General features: G+C 60.3%; 12 protein-coding genes. 11 read left to right on the forward strand and 1 reads right to left on the reverse strand.

Annotation, left to right across the window (positions count from 1 at the left end; all coding sequences use genetic code 11):
• The first annotated feature begins 128 nt into the window (after window positions 1–128).
• The 9 genes from ytfQ (at window position 129) to PH552_RS13265 (ending at window position 11503) form a co-directional block, all read left to right on the forward strand.
• On the forward strand, window positions 129–1091 hold the full coding sequence (gene ytfQ, locus PH552_RS13225) for a galactofuranose ABC transporter, galactofuranose-binding protein YtfQ (protein ID WP_112340792.1): 963 nt from the start codon (window positions 129–131) through the stop codon (window positions 1089–1091).
• 128 nt (window positions 1092–1219) lie between these two features.
• Complete coding sequence (gene ytfR, locus PH552_RS13230; protein ID WP_112340791.1) at window positions 1220–2743, forward strand: galactofuranose ABC transporter, ATP-binding protein YtfR; 1524 nt, start codon at window positions 1220–1222, stop codon at window positions 2741–2743.
• On the forward strand, window positions 2740–3765 hold the full coding sequence (locus tag PH552_RS13235) for an ABC transporter permease (RefSeq protein WP_285166066.1): 1026 nt from the start codon (window positions 2740–2742) through the stop codon (window positions 3763–3765). Before ytfR ends, PH552_RS13235 begins: the two co-directional genes overlap by 4 nt.
• Window positions 3762–4730: a galactofuranose ABC transporter, permease protein YjfF gene (yjfF, locus tag PH552_RS13240; protein WP_112340789.1), complete on the forward strand. Its 969-nt coding sequence runs from the start codon at window positions 3762–3764 to the stop codon at window positions 4728–4730. The genes PH552_RS13235 and yjfF overlap by 4 nt, the downstream gene beginning before the upstream one ends.
• Window positions 4731–4746: 16 nt before the next feature.
• A complete protein-coding gene (locus PH552_RS13245) occupies window positions 4747–5493 on the forward strand; it encodes a FadR/GntR family transcriptional regulator (RefSeq protein ID WP_112340788.1) in 747 nt (248 codons plus the stop codon).
• 103 nt (window positions 5494–5596) lie between these two features.
• Window positions 5597–6958, forward strand: a complete 1362-nt coding sequence (gene glmU / locus PH552_RS13250) for a bifunctional UDP-N-acetylglucosamine diphosphorylase/glucosamine-1-phosphate N-acetyltransferase GlmU (RefSeq protein ID WP_112340787.1) — start codon at window positions 5597–5599, stop codon at window positions 6956–6958.
• 115 nt (window positions 6959–7073) lie between these two features.
• On the forward strand, window positions 7074–8900 hold the full coding sequence (gene glmS, locus PH552_RS13255; protein WP_112340786.1) for a glutamine--fructose-6-phosphate transaminase (isomerizing): 1827 nt from the start codon (window positions 7074–7076) through the stop codon (window positions 8898–8900).
• A gap of 176 nt (window positions 8901–9076) precedes the next feature.
• The gene (locus tag PH552_RS13260) at window positions 9077–9778 is read left to right on the forward strand and encodes a DUF502 domain-containing protein (RefSeq protein WP_069612147.1); all 702 of its coding nucleotides are present in this window, start codon (window positions 9077–9079) and stop codon (window positions 9776–9778) included.
• Between the two features lie 237 nt (window positions 9779–10015).
• Window positions 10016–11503, forward strand: a complete 1488-nt coding sequence (locus PH552_RS13265; RefSeq protein WP_432421983.1) for an esterase-like activity of phytase family protein — start codon at window positions 10016–10018, stop codon at window positions 11501–11503.
• Window positions 11504–11545: 42 nt separating this feature from the next.
• Here the strand turns inward: PH552_RS13265 and recG are convergent, their stop codons facing one another.
• Window positions 11546–13651: an ATP-dependent DNA helicase RecG gene (recG, locus tag PH552_RS13270; RefSeq protein ID WP_112341056.1), complete on the reverse strand. Its 2106-nt coding sequence runs from the start codon at window positions 13649–13651 to the stop codon at window positions 11546–11548.
• 173 nt (window positions 13652–13824) lie between these two features.
• On the opposite strand from recG, the gene PH552_RS13275 reads away from it, so the two are divergent.
• Entirely contained in the window at window positions 13825–14139 is a 315-nt protein-coding gene (locus PH552_RS13275) for an FAD assembly factor SdhE (protein WP_112340784.1), read from the forward strand.
• Window positions 14136–17636 (forward strand): transcription-repair coupling factor, encoded by a 3501-nt coding sequence (gene mfd / locus PH552_RS13280; protein WP_112340783.1) that lies wholly within the window; start codon window positions 14136–14138, stop codon window positions 17634–17636. The genes PH552_RS13275 and mfd overlap by 4 nt, the downstream gene beginning before the upstream one ends.
• The last annotated feature ends 85 nt before the right edge of the window (window positions 17637–17721 follow it).

Raw genomic sequence — 17721 nt, forward strand, 5'->3', positions numbered from 1 at the left:
TTTAAGTTGAGAAGGGGCGTTTTAAATGCCCCTTTTTGTTGCGCTGCAACATCGAATGCCAATTTACAAAAGTATTACTATATGATTTTTAAACCTTGGCCTGAGGAAATGGCCTTTGGGAGGAAATCATGAAGTTGAAGACTGCACTGATCAGTGCGACGATGCTCGCTGCCTGCATGTTCACGTCGGCATCGGCTAAAGACCTGGTCGTCGGATTCTCGCAAATCGGTTCGGAGTCTGGTTGGCGTGCGGCCGAAACGACGCTGACGAAGCAGGAAGCCAAGAAGCGCGGCATCGACCTGAAATTCGCTGACGCGCAGCAGAAGCAGGAAAACCAGATCAAGGCGATCCGCTCGTTCATCGCGCAGGGCGTCGATGCGATCCTGCTTGCGCCTGTGGTCGAGACCGGCTGGGATGCTGTCCTGAAGGAAGCCAAGGAAGCCAAGATCCCCGTCATCCTGCTTGACCGCACGGTCAACGCGCCGAAGGACCTTTATCTGACCGCCGTCACGTCCGACCTGGTTCATGAGGGCAAGGTCGCCGGCGACTGGCTCGTCAAGACGGTCGGCGACAAGAAGTGCAATGTCGTCGAGCTGCAGGGCACGACCGGTTCCTCGCCGGCCATCGCCCGCAAGAAGGGCTTCGAGGAAGCCATCAAGGGTCACGACAACCTGAAGATCGTTCGCAGCCAGACCGGCGATTTCACCCGCGCCAAGGGCAAGGAAGTGATGGAAAGCTTCCTGAAGGCTGAAAACGGCGGCAAGGATATCTGCGCGCTCTATGCTCATAACGACGATATGGCCGTCGGTGCAATCCAGGCGATCAAGGAATCCGGCCTGAAGCCGGGCAAGGATATCCTGGTCGTGTCAATCGATTCGGTTCCGGATATCTTCAAGGCGATGACTGCCGGCGAGGCGAACGCCACTGTCGAACTGACGCCGAACATGGCTGGTCCCGCCTTCGATGCGCTCGACGCCTATCTGAAAAGCAAGAAGGAGCCGCCGAAGTGGATCCAGACCGAGTCCAAGCTCTACACCCAGGCCGATGATCCGCAGAAGGTCTACGAGCAGAAGAAGGACCTCGGCTACTAAGACAAAAGCTGATCGCACCTGCTGGCAGAGCCGCCGGTGCGCATTCTTGTTCAAGATGCCGGCGCATCGACGCAATGCGCCGGCTATCGCTTTCGCCCATTGGCTCAATGCAAGGATATCAGCGCTTCATGGCTCAAGACGTCGAGCGACTTCTGACAGCGACAGGCTTTTGTAAATATTTTCCCGGTTCGACCGCTCTCGATCACGTTGATTTCACATTGATGCGCGGCGAGGTTCACGCGCTGCTTGGCGAGAACGGTGCCGGAAAATCCACGCTGATCAAGTGCATGACAGGCGCCTATCGCCGCGACGGCGGCACTCTGGTTCTCGACGGCGCCGAGATCGATCCCCACGACACGCTGGCGGCGCAAAAGCTCGGCATCGGAACAGTCTATCAGGAAGTGAACCTGCTTCCCAATCTAAGCGTGGCGGAGAACCTGTTCCTCGGTCGCCAGCCGCAGCGGTTCGGCATGGTCAGCAGCCGCATCATGAACGGCATGGCGAGAGACCTGTTGTCGCAATATGGCATGGATATCGATGTCAGCCGCCAGCTGGACCGTTTCTCCGTTGCCATACAGCAGGTGATCGCGATTGCCCGCGCCGTCGATCTCTCCGGCAAAGTGCTGATTCTCGACGAGCCGACCGCGAGCCTCGACACGCATGAAGTCGAGATGCTGTTCGGCATCGTCAGGCGCCTGAAGGAGCGCGGCCTGGGAATCGTCTTCATCACGCATTTTCTGGAGCAGGTCTACGAGATCTGCGATCGCATCACCGTTCTTCGCAATGGTCGTCTGGTCGGCACGCGCGATGCGGATGGTCTGCCGCGGCAGACCTTGATCGCCATGATGCTCGGCCGCGAACTTGCCGAGACGGAAAGTGCGGCCAAGCAGACAGAGACGGAAAGCGGCCCGGTCAGATATCATTTCACGAATTTCGGCAAGCGCGGCAAGATCAAGCCCTTCGACATGGAGGTTCATGTCGGAGAGGTGGTCGGCATCGCCGGCCTGCTTGGCTCCGGACGCACCGAAACCGCCGAAGTGCTTTTCGGCGTCGAGCGTGCCGATAGCGGCGAAGCGAAGATCGATGGCAATACCGTTACGCTTTCCAGCCCACGCGCTGCGATCAAGCGCGGCTTCGGCTTCTGCCCGGAAGATCGCAAGACGGATGGCATTATCGGCGATCTTTCCATCCGGGAGAATATCATCATGGCACTGCAGGCCAGGCGCGGCTGGGCCAGGCCTCTCGCACGCAGCGAGCAGAATGCCATCGCCGACCGCTACATCAAGGCGCTGGATATCCGCACGACCGATCGGGAAAAGCCCATCCGTCTTCTTTCGGGTGGCAACCAGCAAAAGGCGATCCTGGCGCGATGGCTGGCGACCAATCCGAATTTCCTGATCCTGGACGAACCGACCCGTGGTATCGATGTTGGCGCGCATGCGGAAATCATCCGGCTGATCGAAGATCTTTGCCGGCAGGGCATGTCCCTGGTAGTCATTTCGTCGGAACTCGAGGAGCTTGTCGCCTATAGTTCACGCGTCATCGTCCTGCGCGACCGCGAACATATTGCCGAGTTGACCGGCAGCGAGATATCAGCCGGAAATATCGTCGAGGCTATCGCCACGGCTCAGAATGCAAAGGAAGACGCATGAGCTCGCAAATCAAGGCATCCTTGCTTCGGTTGCTGCCGCAGTTCATTGCGCTTGCGGTAATTCTTCTGTTGAATTTCATTATGTTCCCGCATTTCTTTCATCTGGAAATTCAAAATGGAAGACTCTACGGGAGCCTGATTGACGTGCTCAATCGCGGCGCACCGGTGGCGCTGCTGTCCATCGGCATGACGCTGGTCATCGCCACCAGGGGCATCGATCTTTCGGTCGGCGCGGTGATTGCCATATGTGGTGCCGTGGCGGCATCGTCGATCGTTTCCGGCTATTCGCTGAGCTACACTCTGTTGCTGACCGTCGGTATCGGTCTGGCGTGCGGCTTATGGAATGGCTTTCTTGTCGCCGCGCTCGATATCCAGCCGATCATCGCGACGCTGGTGCTGATGGTGGCCGGTCGCGGCATCGCGCAATTGATCACCGAGGGTACGATCCTCACCTTCAACAATGACGGGCTGATCTTTCTCGGCAGCGGTTCCTTCGCGGCACTCCCGATGCCTGTGGTGATCTGGCTTGTCGCTGCACTTGTCGTGATCCTTCTCGTCCGGCGCACGGCGCTTGGGATGTTGGTCGAAGCGATTGGTATCAACCGCCGGGCGAGCACGCTGTCAGGTATCCAAACCCCGGTCCTGCTCATGGCGGTTTATGCATTGAGCGGGCTTTGCGCCTCTATCGCCGGCATCATCGTTTCGGCCGATATCAAGGGCGCCGATGCCAATAACGCCGGCCTGTGGCTGGAGCTGGACGCGATTCTCGCCGTCGTCGTCGGTGGCAATTCGTTGCTTGGCGGCCGCTTCAGCATCGTCGGTTCACTGATCGGCGCGATGATCATTCAATCGGTCAATACAGGCATACTGCTCTCCGGCTTTCCGCCGGAGTTCAATCTGGTGATCAAGGCGGTCATCGTCATCGTCATTCTGGTCATCCAGTCCCCGGCGATGCAATCCACCATGTCATTTTTCTGGCGCCGAGGCGAAGGGCGGATGGTGCAAAAGGAGCAGGCAAAGTGAATTCCAAATATCTTCCGCTGCTTGCGACGATCGTCATCTTCATTCTCGCCTATGCCGGCTGCGTGACGCAATATCCGAACATGCTGTCGACGCGAGTGATCGGTAATCTATTGACCGACAATGCTTTTCTGGGGATTGCGGCCGTCGGCATGACATTCGTGATCATTTCCGGCGGGATCGATCTGTCCATCGGCTCGGTCATTGCCTTTACCGGCGTTTTCCTCGCGGTTATCTTTCGCGATACGACGATCCATCCCCTGGTCGCGTTCGCCCTGGTCCTCGTGATCACGACGATTTTCGGCGCCGGCATGGGTGCCATCATCCATTATCTCAGCATGCCGCCCTTCATCGTGACGCTGGCCGGCATGTTCCTGGCGCGCGGCATAGCCTTCGTGCTGTCCATCGACAGTATCCCGATCGAGCATGATTTCTATTCGCAGCTGAACGATCTCTATTGGCTGATGCCTGGCGGCGGCCGGCTGACATTGATCGGTGGCCTCATGCTGCTCGTCTTCGCCGGCGGCGTCATCCTGGCTCACCGCACTCGTTTCGGTGCCAATGTCTATGCCTTGGGCGGCGGTGTGCCGACGGCGCAACTCATGGGCGTTCCCGTCGGCCGTACGACGATCCGGATCTACGCTTTGTCGGGTTTTCTCGCCGGTCTATCCGGAATCGTTTTTTCGATCTATACATCCGCTGGATATTCGCTTGCCACCGTTGGCGTTGAGCTCGACGCCATCGCTGCTGTGGTCATAGGTGGAACACTGCTGACGGGAGGAGCGGGGTTCGTCGGGGGAACACTCATCGGAATTCTCATACAGGGCCTGATTCAGACCTACATCACCTTCGATGGAACGCTTTCCAGCTGGTGGACGAAGATATTGATCGGCTTATTGCTGTTTGCATTTATTCTGATGCAGAAGGGCCTTCTGCTGCTTTCCCGTTTCAATCGACGGTACGCCTGAGGGAAGGACAGAATGCTTGCGCAGCCGATTGCTTGATACCAGAAAACCCGAGAGAAAGACGCGAACGAGCCATGCTCAGGTCGTCGACGATCTTGGTAAGGCGATCGTGTCAGGCGCTTTTCCGATCGGTAGCATTCTTCCTGGCGACAGCGAGCTTCTGCAGCGATTCAAGGTATCCCGCACCGTTCTGCGCGAAAGCATGAAGACGCTTGCGGCAAAGGGGCTGATCGTGCCGCGGGCACGTGTCGGCACTCGGGTCACCGAGAGAATTCATTGGAACATGTTCGATAATGAAGTGCTTAACTGGCACTTCGAGAGCGGGGTCAACAAGGAGTTCCTTCTCCACCTCTATGACATACGCATGGCTTTCGAGCCTTTCGCCGCCAGCCTGGTAGCGGAGCGGGCCAGCCGCGAGGACATCGATCTCCTGCGCCGGCTCGCAGCCTCCATGGCCGCCTCGCATCATACGTCGGACAGCCTTGCCGTTGCCGACCTGCATTTCCATCTGGCAATCACCGAAGCGTCGCAGAACCCGTTCATGCGCTCGCTCGGCGGACTCATCGAGGCGGCATTGGTCGGCATGTTCCGCATGAGCGCGCCTCCTTCCAGCAATGGCTTTGCCAATATTGCCGACACGCATATGGCGATTGTCGATGCCATCGCGGCGCGGGACGGCCCGGCCGCGCACAAGGCTATGGAGTTTGTGATCATCGATGGGCGTCAGCACGTCCTCGAAGGTTTCGCCGCTCTTGCCCAGGCCTGAGCTCTGCCTTTAATTTCGCCGTAGTTCGCCGCTCGACTAGTTGCTATGAGGGTGACTGTGCTCGTCAGCGGGCAACGCCTGATCGTATATCTCGGAGCCCGAAATGGAACGTACCTGCCTCGCCATCATTCTCGCCGCCGGCGACAGTACCCGTATGAAATCGTCGATATCGAAGGTTCTGCATCCGATTGCCGGTCGCCCGATGATCGCGCATGTGATGGAGGCGATCGCCAAGACGGATATTTCGGCGGCAGCGCTGGTTGTCGGGCGCAATGCCGATGAGGTGACTGCGGCAGCGTCGATCGGCGGCATCACCGTCGAATCCTATCTGCAGAAGGAGCGCCTCGGCACCGGTCACGCCGTGCTGGCGGCGCGCGAAGCGATCGCCAGGGGATACGACGATATCCTCGTTGCCTATGGCGATGTGCCGTTGCTGACCGACACGCCGCTTCGCGCTGCGCGCCAGGGGCTGGCCGAAGGCAATGACGTCGTCGTCATCGGCTTTCACACCGACAATCCGAATGTCTATGGCCGGTTGCTGGTCAAGGATGGCGAATTGATCGCGATCCGCGAGGCAAAGGATGCAACGGACGCCGAACTGGCGGTGACCTGGTGCAATAGCGGTCTGATGGCGATCAACGGCCGCAAGGCGCTCGATCTGCTCGACCGCATCGGCAATGATAATGCCAAGGGCGAATACTACCTCACCGATCTCGTCGAGATCGCCCGTTCGCTGGGCGGGCGCGCCGTGGCCGTCGATGCACCCGAAGTCGAGATGACTGGCTGCAACAACCGCGCCGAACTCGCCTTCATCGAGCGTCTCTGGCAGGAGCGGCGCCGGCACGAGCTGATGCTGTCCGGTGTCACCATGATTGCGCCGGAGACCGTGTTTTTGGCCTATGATACCGTTATCGGCCAGGATGCATTGATCGAGCCGAATGTCGTGTTCGGCCCGGGCGCGGTCATTGAAGGCGGCGCGATCGTCCACGCCTTCTCGCATATAGAGGGCGCACATGTCAGCGCAGGTGCCACCGTCGGGCCATTTGCAAGGCTGCGCCCTGGTGCGGACCTCGCTCGTGGCGCAAAGGTCGGCAATTTCTGCGAGGTCAAGAACGGCAAGATCGGCGAGGGCGCCAAGGTCAATCATCTGACCTATATCGGCGACGCGACGGTGGGTGCCGCCAGCAACATCGGTGCCGGCACGATCACCTGCAATTATGATGGCGTGAACAAGCACGAAACCCATATCGGCGCCAATGCCTTCGTCGGGTCCAATTCATCGCTCGTGGCACCCATCCGCATCGGTGATGGCGCCTACATTGCGTCCGGCAGCGTTATCACCGACGATGTTCCCGCCGATGCGCTGGCCTTCGGGCGTGCGCGCCAGGAGGTGAAGCCGGAACGCGCCAAGCTCATTCGCGAGCGGGCCCTTGCTATCAAGGCAGCCAAGAAGGCCGGCCACTAAACTCTTGGGCGATCCGCGTAACGGTCAGAAATCGAAAGTGACCGTTGCGGCAATTGAGAAAATTGCAGGAATGATTAGGACTTGCCCTCATATCTGAGGCCAGACGGAGAGTTGTATGTGCGGCATTGTTGGGATCGTCGGAACGAAGCCTGTAGCGGACCGCTTGGTGGACGCGCTGCGGCGCCTCGAATACCGCGGCTATGATTCGGCCGGCGTCGCGACGATCCATGATGGCGTGATGGATCGCCGCCGCGCGGAAGGAAAGCTCTTCAATCTGGAGAAGCGGCTGGAGACTGATCCTCTGCCCGGCACGACGGGGATTGCCCATACGCGCTGGGCCACGCACGGCGTTCCGAACGAAACCAATGCCCACCCGCATTTCGTGGAAGGCGTCGCCGTCGTCCATAACGGCATCATCGAAAACTTCTCCGAATTGCGCGAGGAGTTGAAGGCCGAAGGCAAGGTATTTGCTTCGCAGACAGACACGGAAGTGGTTGCGCACCTGCTCGCAAACCATATCCGCGAAGGTCTGGATCCCCGCGCCGCAATGCTGAAGATGCTGAACCGCGTGACTGGTGCCTACGCACTGGCCGTGATGTTCGAGAACGATCCTGACACGTTGATCGCGGCGCGTTCCGGCCCGCCGCTTGCCGTGGGTTACGGCAAGGGCGAAATGTTCCTCGGTTCGGATGCGATTGCCCTTGCGCCCTTCACCAACGAGATCAGCTACCTCGTCGACGGCGACTGCGCGATCGTCACCCATGCCGGCGCGACCATTCTCGATTTCAACGGCAATGAAGTGACGAGGCCGCGGCAGATTTCGCAGGCAACCGCCTATGTGGTCGACAAGGGCAACCATCGCCACTTCATGGAGAAGGAAATCTACGAGCAGCCGGAGGTCATTTCGCACGCGCTCAGCCAATATGTCGATTTCGCCAGCCACCGGGTACGCCCAAGCGCATCGGCGATCGATTTCGGCAATGCCTCGGGCCTGGCGATTTCCGCTTGCGGTACAGCTTATCTTGCCGGTTTGATCGGCAAATACTGGTTCGAGCGATATGCGCGCCTGCCGGTCGAAATCGACGTGGCCTCAGAATTCCGCTACCGCGAAATGCCTTTGTTGCCCTCGCAGGCGGCACTGTTCATCTCGCAATCCGGTGAAACGGCCGATACGCTTGCCTCACTGCGCTATTGCCGGGATCACGGCCTCAAAATCGGTGCGGTCGTCAACGTCAAGGAATCGACCATCGCGCGCGAGTCCGATGCTGTATTTCCGATCATGGCCGGCCCCGAGATCGGCGTTGCCTCGACGAAGGCCTTCACCTGCCAGCTTGCCGTTCTTGCTTCGCTGGCTGTCGGAGCGGGTATCGCTCGAGGTACCGTCAACGCTGCGGAGGAACAGGAAATGGTGCGCCATCTCGTCGAGATGCCGCGCATCATGGCCAATGTCCTGAATATCATCCAGCCGCAGATGGAAGGCCTGGCGCGCGAGATTTCGAAGTTCAAGGATGTGCTCTATCTCGGTCGCGGCACGAGCTTCCCGCTCGCCATGGAAGGCGCGCTGAAGCTGAAGGAAATCTCCTACATCCACGCCGAGGGATATGCGGCCGGCGAGCTGAAGCACGGTCCTATTGCCCTGATCGACGAGAACATGCCCGTCATCGTCATCGCGCCGCACGACCGCTTTTTCGACAAGACCGTTTCCAATATGCAGGAAGTGGCGGCACGTGGCGGTCGAATCATTTTCATCACGGATGAAGCGGGGGCAGCCGCCTCGACATTGCCGACGATGGCGACAATTGCGCTGCCGGTCGTCGATGAGATCATCGCGCCGATCATCTTCTCACTACCGATTCAGCTGCTTGCCTATCATACCGCGGTCTTCATGGGGACGGATGTCGATCAGCCGCGCAACCTCGCCAAATCGGTTACCGTGGAATAGGATTCTTTCCGTCGCACATTTGCCGTCACGTCGTCGTGAGCCTATCGTTTGTTCGGCTCGCAGACGCAGCTGGCGGGTTGTATGCCGCGCTGATTTCTGGCACGATTCGCTCACGGAGATGGTGGGGAGAATTTGCCGGATAGCGGTAGCGACGGAACGGAGTTTTCGAGCGGCGAATGACTGAAAAACTCATCAAAATGTCCGTAACCACGCGGATCAGAAACAATTTCCTGGCCGGCCTGATTATATGCGCTCCGATCGCCATCACACTGTGGCTGACCTGGTCCGTCGTCCATTGGGCCGATAGCTGGGTTCGCCCCTATATTCCCGCGCGTTACGATCCCGAAAGCTACCTGAACTTCGCCGTTCCCGGTACCGGCCTGGTGATCGCGATGATCTTCATCACGATCGTCGGTTTTCTCGCCAAGAACCTGATCGGCCAGAGTATCGTCCGCTTCGGCGAGTCGATCGTCAATCGCGTGCCTTTGGTGCGGACCATCTACAAGAGCGTCAAGCAGATCTTCGAGACCGTGCTGAAGGAGCAGGGTACGTCGTTCAAGAAGGTGGGGCTGATCGAATATCCGAGCCCCGGTCTCTGGTCCATGGTGTTCATATCGACGGATGCCAAGGGTGAGATTGCTTCGAAATTCAATGCTATGGGTCAGGACATGGTGGCGGTCTTCCTGCCGCCGACACCCGTGCCAACGGCCGGCTTTCTGGTTTTCGTTCCACGCGAAAAGATCACGGTGCTCGACATGAGCCCGGAGGATGGCGCCAAGCTGCTGATATCCGGCGGCCTGGTTTCCCCCGAATACAAGGAAGAGCTGGTTGCGGCGAAGGGGCTGCCCAGGCCCGTTCCGATAAAATCCCTGACTTAGAGACACTCCCGCTCCTGTCGTGGGTTGCCTGGCCTCGCGTATCGCGCGAGCTGTCATGTCCCTATCATATTGACGCCTTAGACCGTCGTACGGGACAGGCAATCGGATGCATCTCATCATCGAACGTGCGGAGTTTCGACCCGGGCTGTTGTTTCTCGACACGGCTCGAGAGAGGGCCGGAGATGGATCTCATTGTCTCCATAGATATTTTCATCGGAGGATATTGTCTTGAAATCTATGCGTTCGAAGAGCTTGCCGCTGTTGTCGGCTGTGCTTGCCACATTTGTTTTTTCTGCGCCGGTCGCGGCGCTTGCGGATAGTTCCATCGCGGTCCAGGGCGTGACGCTTGTCAACAAGGGACGTGTTGCGGTCGGCCGCATCCCCGCCAACCTGCGTGACAAGTTCGGCGAGACCTTCGGCTCCGGTTCAGGCATGTCGATCGATACCAAGAGCTGGGTTCGCAATGCCGACGGCACCTATAAGGGTTCGCTCTGGCTGCTGCCGGACCGCGGCTACAATGCTGTCGGCACGACCGACTATCGTCCGCGCCTGAACACGATCGACGTCACTTTGAGCCCCGTCGCGCCCGGCGCGACGCCGCCGGCCGGCAAGGAGCAGGCAGGCGTCGACGCCAAGCTTTCCGACACCCTGCTTCTGAAGGATGACAAGGGCGCCGACACCACCGGCCTCGATCCGGCCAATGGCACCCGTAAGGCGGAGGGCGCGATGCCGCTGCTGCCCCAGGCGCCGAACGGCAAGATCTCGCTCGACACGGAAGCGATCGCACGGCTGCCCGACGGCACGATGTTCATCAGCGACGAATATGGTCCCTATATCTACCGCTTTGCCGCCGATGGCCGCATGATGTCCGCCACCCCTCCGCCAGCCGCCTTGCTGCCGATGCGCAATGGTGCCGTCAACTTCGCTTCCAACAACCCGGGTCCCGGTGAAACCGCTCCGGATCCGAAGGACCCGACGAGCGGCCGCCAGAACAACCAGGGTCTGGAAGGCATGTCGCTGACGCCGGACGGCAAGTTCCTGATCGCCGTGCTGCAGTCTGCAACGCGCCAGGATGGCGGCGATTCCAGCTCCACGCGCCAGAACACCCGCGCGCTGGTCTATGACGCTGCCGATCCGGCAAATCTGAAGCTGGTTCATGAATATGTCGTGCCGCTGCCGGTCTTCACGAATGACAAGGGCAAAACGGCTGTTGCCGCCCAGAGCGAAATCTATGCGCTCTCGCCGACAAGCTTCCTGATGCTGGCGCGCGACAGCAACAACGGTTACGGCGTAAAGGGCGACAAGTCGCTCTACCGCAGCATCGTCGCCGTCGACGTGTCGGCTGCGACCGACATCGCCGGCAGCAAGTTCGATGCCGATACGGCGGTCGCGCCCAAGGGTGTTCTTGACGCCTCGGTAAAGCCGGCCACGGTTAGCCAGTTCATCGATATCAACGACAGCGCCGATCTCGCTCGCTTCGGCCTTCATAATGGCGCGCCGAACGACCGCAACAACCTCTCGGAAAAATGGGAGGCCATGTCGCTCGTCAGCGTTCAGGATCCGAAGCTGCCGGACGATTACTTCCTGTTCGTCGCCAATGACAACGACTTCCTGACCCAGGATGGCTATCAGGTGGGCGCGGCCTACAAGGGTGACGGCGGGGGCGATGTGGACACCATGTTCCAGGTATTCCAGGTGACCATTCCCGGCCTCGCCGCAAAGTGATCTGACGAAATGCCGATGGGCGCGGCTAACGCGTCCATCCGCTTACCCCGCTCGCAGGAACCGGATCGCTTCGTCGCGACGGAAGAGATAGAGCAGGGTGCGTACCGCACTGCCACGCTCGCTGGTCAGCTCCGGATCGCGCTCGATGAGATAGGCTGCATCCTTGCGGGCGATTTCCAGAAGATCGGCATGGGCTTCCAGGCTGGCGATGCGGAAGCCTGGTGTGCCGGACTGACGCGTGCCGAGAAGCTCGCCTTCGCCGCGCAGCTTCAAGTCCTCCTCGGCAATGCGGAAGCCGTCTTCCGTCTCGCGCATGATCGACAGCCGCGCATGCCCGGTTTCGCCGAGCGGGCCCTTGTAGAGAAGAATACAGGTGGAGGCTTCGTCACCGCGACCGACGCGTCCGCGCAACTGGTGAAGCTGCGCCAGGCCGAAGCGTTCGGCATGTTCGATGACCATGATCGTTGCATCCGGTACGTCGACGCCCACTTCGACGACGGTCGTGGCCACCAGCAGGCGGATCTCGCCGTTCTTGAACGCCATCATCACAGCGTCTTTTTCCGGGCCGCTCATCCGGCCATGGATCAGGCCGATGCCCGGTCCGAGCGCCTTGGTCAACGTCTCATGGCGCTCTTCGACGGACATTAAATCGGATTCTTCGGATTCCTCCACAAGTGGGCATATCCAATAGGCTTTTTTTCCTTCCGCTAGCGCGCTCCTTAGGCGCGCGACGATGTCGCCGGTTCGTTCATTCGGAATGGTGATCGTCTGGATCGGCTTTCGGCCCGCCGGCTTCTCGGTGAGCTTGGAAACATCCATATCCCCGAAAGCGGCAAGCACCAGCGTTCGCGGGATCGGCGTCGCGGTCATGACGAGCATATGGGGAGAGATACCCTTCGCGGTCAGGCGCAGGCGTTGATGAACGCCGAAGCGGTGCTGTTCATCGACGACGGCCAACATGAGGTTGGCATAGGCGACGCTGTCCTGGAACAGAGCATGGGTGCCGATGATGATCTGCGCCTCGCCGGAGGCGATGCGCTCCAGGATCGCATCTCGCTCGCGCCCCTTCGTACGGCCTGTAAGAACTTCGACGGAAAGGTTTGCATTCGCAGCAAATTTTGAAATCGTTGCATGATGCTGGCGAGCCAGAATTTCGGTCGGTGCCATCAGCACGGCCTGGCCGCCGCTTTCTATGACGGCGGCAATCGCCATCAGTGCCACGAGTGTCTTTCCCGCGCCGACGTCGCCCTGCAGCAGCCGAAGCATGCGCTCGGTGCCCGCCATATCCTTGAGAATATCGGCCACTGCGTCGCGCTGGCTGTTCGTCATCGAGAAGGGCAGGGATTCCAGTATCTTGCGGCTGATTTCTCCAGTTGCATGCACCGGCTGCCCCGCAACCTTGCGTAGCCTTTGGCGCACGAGAGAGAGCGACAATTGCCCTGCCAGGAATTCATCATAGGCAAGCCGGCGGCGCGCGGGAGATTGCGGATCGATATCCGCCGCATCCCTCGGCGCATGCAGCATGTGGAAGGCGTCGGAGATCGAGGGGAAACCCTGCTTCTGAGTAAGGGCTATGTCATCCCACTCGGGCAGCTGCGGGATGCGCGGCAGCGCCGCCTCGATGGTCTTGCGCAGGAACTTCGGCGTGAGGCCGGCGGTTAGCGGATAGACCGGTTCGACGAGCGGCAGGTTTTCCGCCTCGCTCTCGCGCATGATATAGTCGGGATGCACCATGGACGGTCGGCCGTTGAACCAATCGACCTTACCACTGACGGTGACGGTTTCATCGATCGGCAGCTGCTTTTCGAGCCATTGCGCCTTGCTGCGAAAGAAGACCAGCGCCAATTCTCCCGTCTCGTCGTGCATATAGACGCGATAGGGAACGTTGCTACGCGGATTGGGCGGCGGCTGATGTCGGTCGACACGGCCGGTGATGGTGACAATTGCGCCCTGCGGCGCTCGGGCTATACCGGGCTGCTCGCGTCGATCGATGATCGAATGCGGCGCGTGAAAAATGAGGTCGATGACCCGGCAATCGTCGATCGTCTCGCGGTCGAGCAGCTTAACCAGCAGCTCGGATACCTTCGGCCCGACGCCGGGCAGCGAAGAGATGGAGGCAAACAGCGGATCGAGGATAGCAGGACGCATGGCCGGCAAAATGCGACGGGCAGGGCGCATTTGGCAAGGGGCGGTAGGGAACTCGGTGCCATTGTATCAAACACTCCCCGGAAAATTGCATTGCAGGTGCTTTTTTCTGAAAAACCGGTTCCCACCTTTGAGCACTGGTTTTATAGAGACGCATCAACATAAAGGTGTTTTTGATGACTGGGCTGACCCTCAGCAGTGCCGATCTCGATCCTCGCCGTCGGCGCATCCTTTTCCGTTGCTGGCATCGCGGCATCCGCGAGATGGATCTGGTCTTCGGCCAGTTTGCCGATAATGAGCTGCCGGGCCTCGCTGAAGCTGAACTGGATGAGCTCGAGCGCATCATGGCCGAAGAGGACAATGATCTCCTCAAGTGGATTCTCGGCAGCCAGCCGACGCCGCAGCATCTGCAGACGCCGCTTTTTCAGCGTCTGGCCTCGTACAAGCCCGATTTCGAAGAGATCGCCGAAAGGTTCGGATTAACGAAATGATCCCCGGTTTCGACGCGAAGAAGCTGCTCGCCGCCAGCGAGCCGATGACGGTCGGTCATGTGCCGGCCGGCCTAGAGCCGTTTCTGATTGCCGAAATGGCAAAGACCGGTCAGCCGATCGCCTATGTCATGTCCGACGGCCAGCATATGGCCGATGTCGAACAGATGCTCGGCTTCATCGCGCCCGAAATCCCGGTTCTCACCCTGCCTGCCTGGGATTGTCTTCCCTACGACCGCGTTTCCCCGAGTTCCGATACCTCGGCGCGGCGCCTGGCGGCTTTGTCCGGCCTGATCGCGCATCATCGCAAGCCGCATGCGGCGATCGTGCTGGTGACCGTCAATGCCATGCTGCAGAAGGTGGCGCCACAGGACATTATCGAGAGCCTGGCGTTCTCGGCCCGTCCCGGCAATCAGGTCCGGATGGACGACATCGCGGCCCGCCTGGAGCGCAACGGTTTCGATCGCGTGGCGACCGTGCGCGAGGTCGGCGAATATGCCGTGCGCGGCGGCATTCTCGATGTCTTCGTTCCCGGCACGGAAGAGCCGGTACGCCTGGATTTCTTCGGCGATACGCTGGAAAGCATCCGCAGCTTCGATCCGGCAAGCCAGCGCACGACAGGGCAGGTGCGTTCGCTCGATCTCAATCCGATGAGCGAAGTGACGCTGACGCCGGATACGATCAGCCGCTTCCGCAAGAATTATCTTTCCGCCTTCGGCGCCGCCACGCGCGACGATGCGCTCTATCTCGCCGTGTCGGAAGGCCGTCGCTATGCCGGCATGGAACATTGGCTGCCGCTCTTCTACGAGAAGCTCGAGACGGTTTTCGACTATCTCAAGGGCTTCCGTTTGGTGACGGATCACACCGTGCGCGAGGCAGCCGAGGAGCGTTCCAAGCTGGTCTTCGACTATTACGATGCCCGCCTGCATTCCGGCCAACAAGCCAAGGGGCAGATGGCGCAGGGCACGCCTTATAAACCGGTTACGCCCGGCCAGCTCTATCTCGACGGCAAGGCTTTCGGCAGCGCTTTGGATGCCTTTGGCGCCATCCGCATCTCACCCTTCAACGAGCATGAGGGCGAGGCGCGCCGCGTCATCGAGCTTGATGCCCGCCAGGGGCCGCGCTGGGCGCGGCCAGCGACTGACACAGCCGATAGCGAGCGCGTCAACGTCTTCGATGCGGTCGTCAAGCATATTGCCGACAAGCGGGCGGCGGGCGGCAAGGTGCTGATTTCGGCCTGGACCGAAGGTTCGCTCGATCGCCTCCTGCAGGTGCTTTCCGAACACGGGTTGGCGCGCGTCAAGACGATTGAGGCCTTCAAGGATCTCAGCGGCCTGGCGAAGGGCGAGGCGGCTGCCGCCGTACTCAGCCTCGAAGCCGGCTTCGAGGCTGGGGATCTCGTCGTCATCGGCGAGCAGGATATTCTCGGCGACCGCATGGTGCGCCGCTCCAAGCGCCGCAAGCGCGCCGCCGATTTCATCTCGGAAGTGGCGGGGCTCGACGAAGGCTCGATCGTCGTTCACGCCGAGCATGGCATCGGCCGTTTCGTTGGCCTCAGGACCATCGAGGCTGCCGGTGCACCGCATGCCTGCCTTGAGCTGCAATATGCCGACGACGCCAAACTCTTCCTGCCGGTCGAGAACATCGATCTGCTCTCGCGCTTTGGCGGCGAGGGCACCGAGGCGCAGCTCGACAAGCTCGGCGGCGGCGCCTGGCAGATGCGCAAGGCGAAGCTCAAGAAGCGCCTTCTGGATATCGCTGGTGACTTGATCCGTGTTGCGGCCGAGCGCCTGACGCGCCATGCGCCGGTGCTGACCTCGCCCGAAGGGCTCTACGACGAGTTTGCTGCACGCTTCCCCTATGACGAGACCGACGACCAGATGAACGCCATCGAGGCGGTGCGTGAGGATCTCGGCGCCGGCCGGCCGATGGACCGCCTTGTCTGTGGTGACGTCGGTTTCGGCAAGACAGAGGTGGCGCTTCGTGCTGCCTTCGTCGCCGCCATGAATGGCGTGCAGGTCGCTGTCGTGGTGCCGACGACCTTGCTTGCCCGGCAGCATTTCAAGACCTTTTCAGAGCGTTTCCGCGGCTTGCCGATCCGGGTACAGCAGGCATCCCGCCTGGTTGGCGCCAAGGATCTGGCGCTGACGAAGAAGGAAGTGGCCGAAGGCAAGACGGATATCGTCGTCGGCACGCATGCGCTGCTCGGCGCCGGTATCAAATTCGCCAATCTCGGCCTGCTCGTCATCGACGAGGAGCAGCATTTCGGCGTCAAGCACAAGGAGCGGCTGAAGGAGCTGAAGAGCGACGTGCATGTGCTGACGCTATCGGCGACGCCGATCCCGCGCACCTTGCAGCTTGCGATGACCGGTGTACGCGAACTGTCGCTCATCACCACGCCGCCGGTCGACCGCATGGCGGTGCGCACCTTCATTTCGCCCTTCGATTCCCTCGTGATCCGCGAAACGCTGATGCGCGAGCATTATCGCGGCGGCCAGAGCTTCTATGTCTGTCCGCGTCTTGCCGATCTCGCTGATATCCATGCGTTCCTGCAATCGGATGTGCCGGAGTTGAAGGTGGCGGTCGCCCATGGCCAGATGCCGGCCGGTGAGCTGGAAGACATCATGAACGCCTTCTACGAAGGCCGTTATGACGTGCTGCTCTCCACCACCATCGTCGAATCCGGCCTCGATGTGCCGACGGCCAATACGCTGATCGTCCACCGCGCCGACATGTTCGGCTTGGCCCAGCTCTATCAGCTCCGCGGCCGCGTCGGTCGCTCCAAGGTCCGCGCCTTTGCGCTCTTCACGCTGCCCGTCAACAAGGTACTGACCACGACGGCGGAGCGCCGGCTCAAGGTGCTGCAGTCGCTGGATACGCTCGGCGCCGGCTTCCAGCTGGCAAGCCACGATCTCGATATCCGCGGCGCCGGCAACCTGCTCGGCGAGGAACAGTCCGGCCACATCAAGGAAGTCGGCTTCGAACTTTACCAGCAGATGCTCGAGGAGGCCGTTGCCGAGGTCAAGGGCGTCGACGAGATCCAGGATACCGGCTGGTCGCCGCAGATCTCCGTCGGCACGCCTGTCATGATCCCCGATGATTATGTGCCCGACTTGCATCTGCGCATGGCGCTCTATCGCCGTCTCGGCGAGATCACCGAGCTGAAAGAGATCGACAGTTTCGGAGCCGAGATGATCGATCGCTTCGGCCCCTTGCCGATCGAGGTGCAGCATCTTCTGAAGATCGTCTACATCAAGTCGCTCTGCCGCATCGCCAATGTCGAGAAGCTCGACGCCGGCCCGAAGGGTGTCGTCGTGCAGTTCCGCAACAAGGAATTCCCGAACCCGCCCAACCTCGTCGGCTATATCGCCAAGCAGGGCACCATGGCAAAGATCCGTCCCGACCACAGTGTCTTCCTGACCCGCGACCTGCCGACGCCGGAAAAGCGACTGCAGGGGGCGGCCGTGGTCATGACGCAACTGGCGGAATTGGCGAAGTAGGAGGCGTCTCTCTCAGCCAGCAGTTTTGCGGCTGATGAAGGGCCGGCCCGCCGCAACCATTTTCCGCTGCGGGCCGAAACTGACC

It is taken from the genome of Rhizobium aureum (genome assembly GCF_030182495.1).
Lineage (GTDB): Bacteria > Pseudomonadota > Alphaproteobacteria > Rhizobiales > Rhizobiaceae > Rhizobium > Rhizobium tropici_C.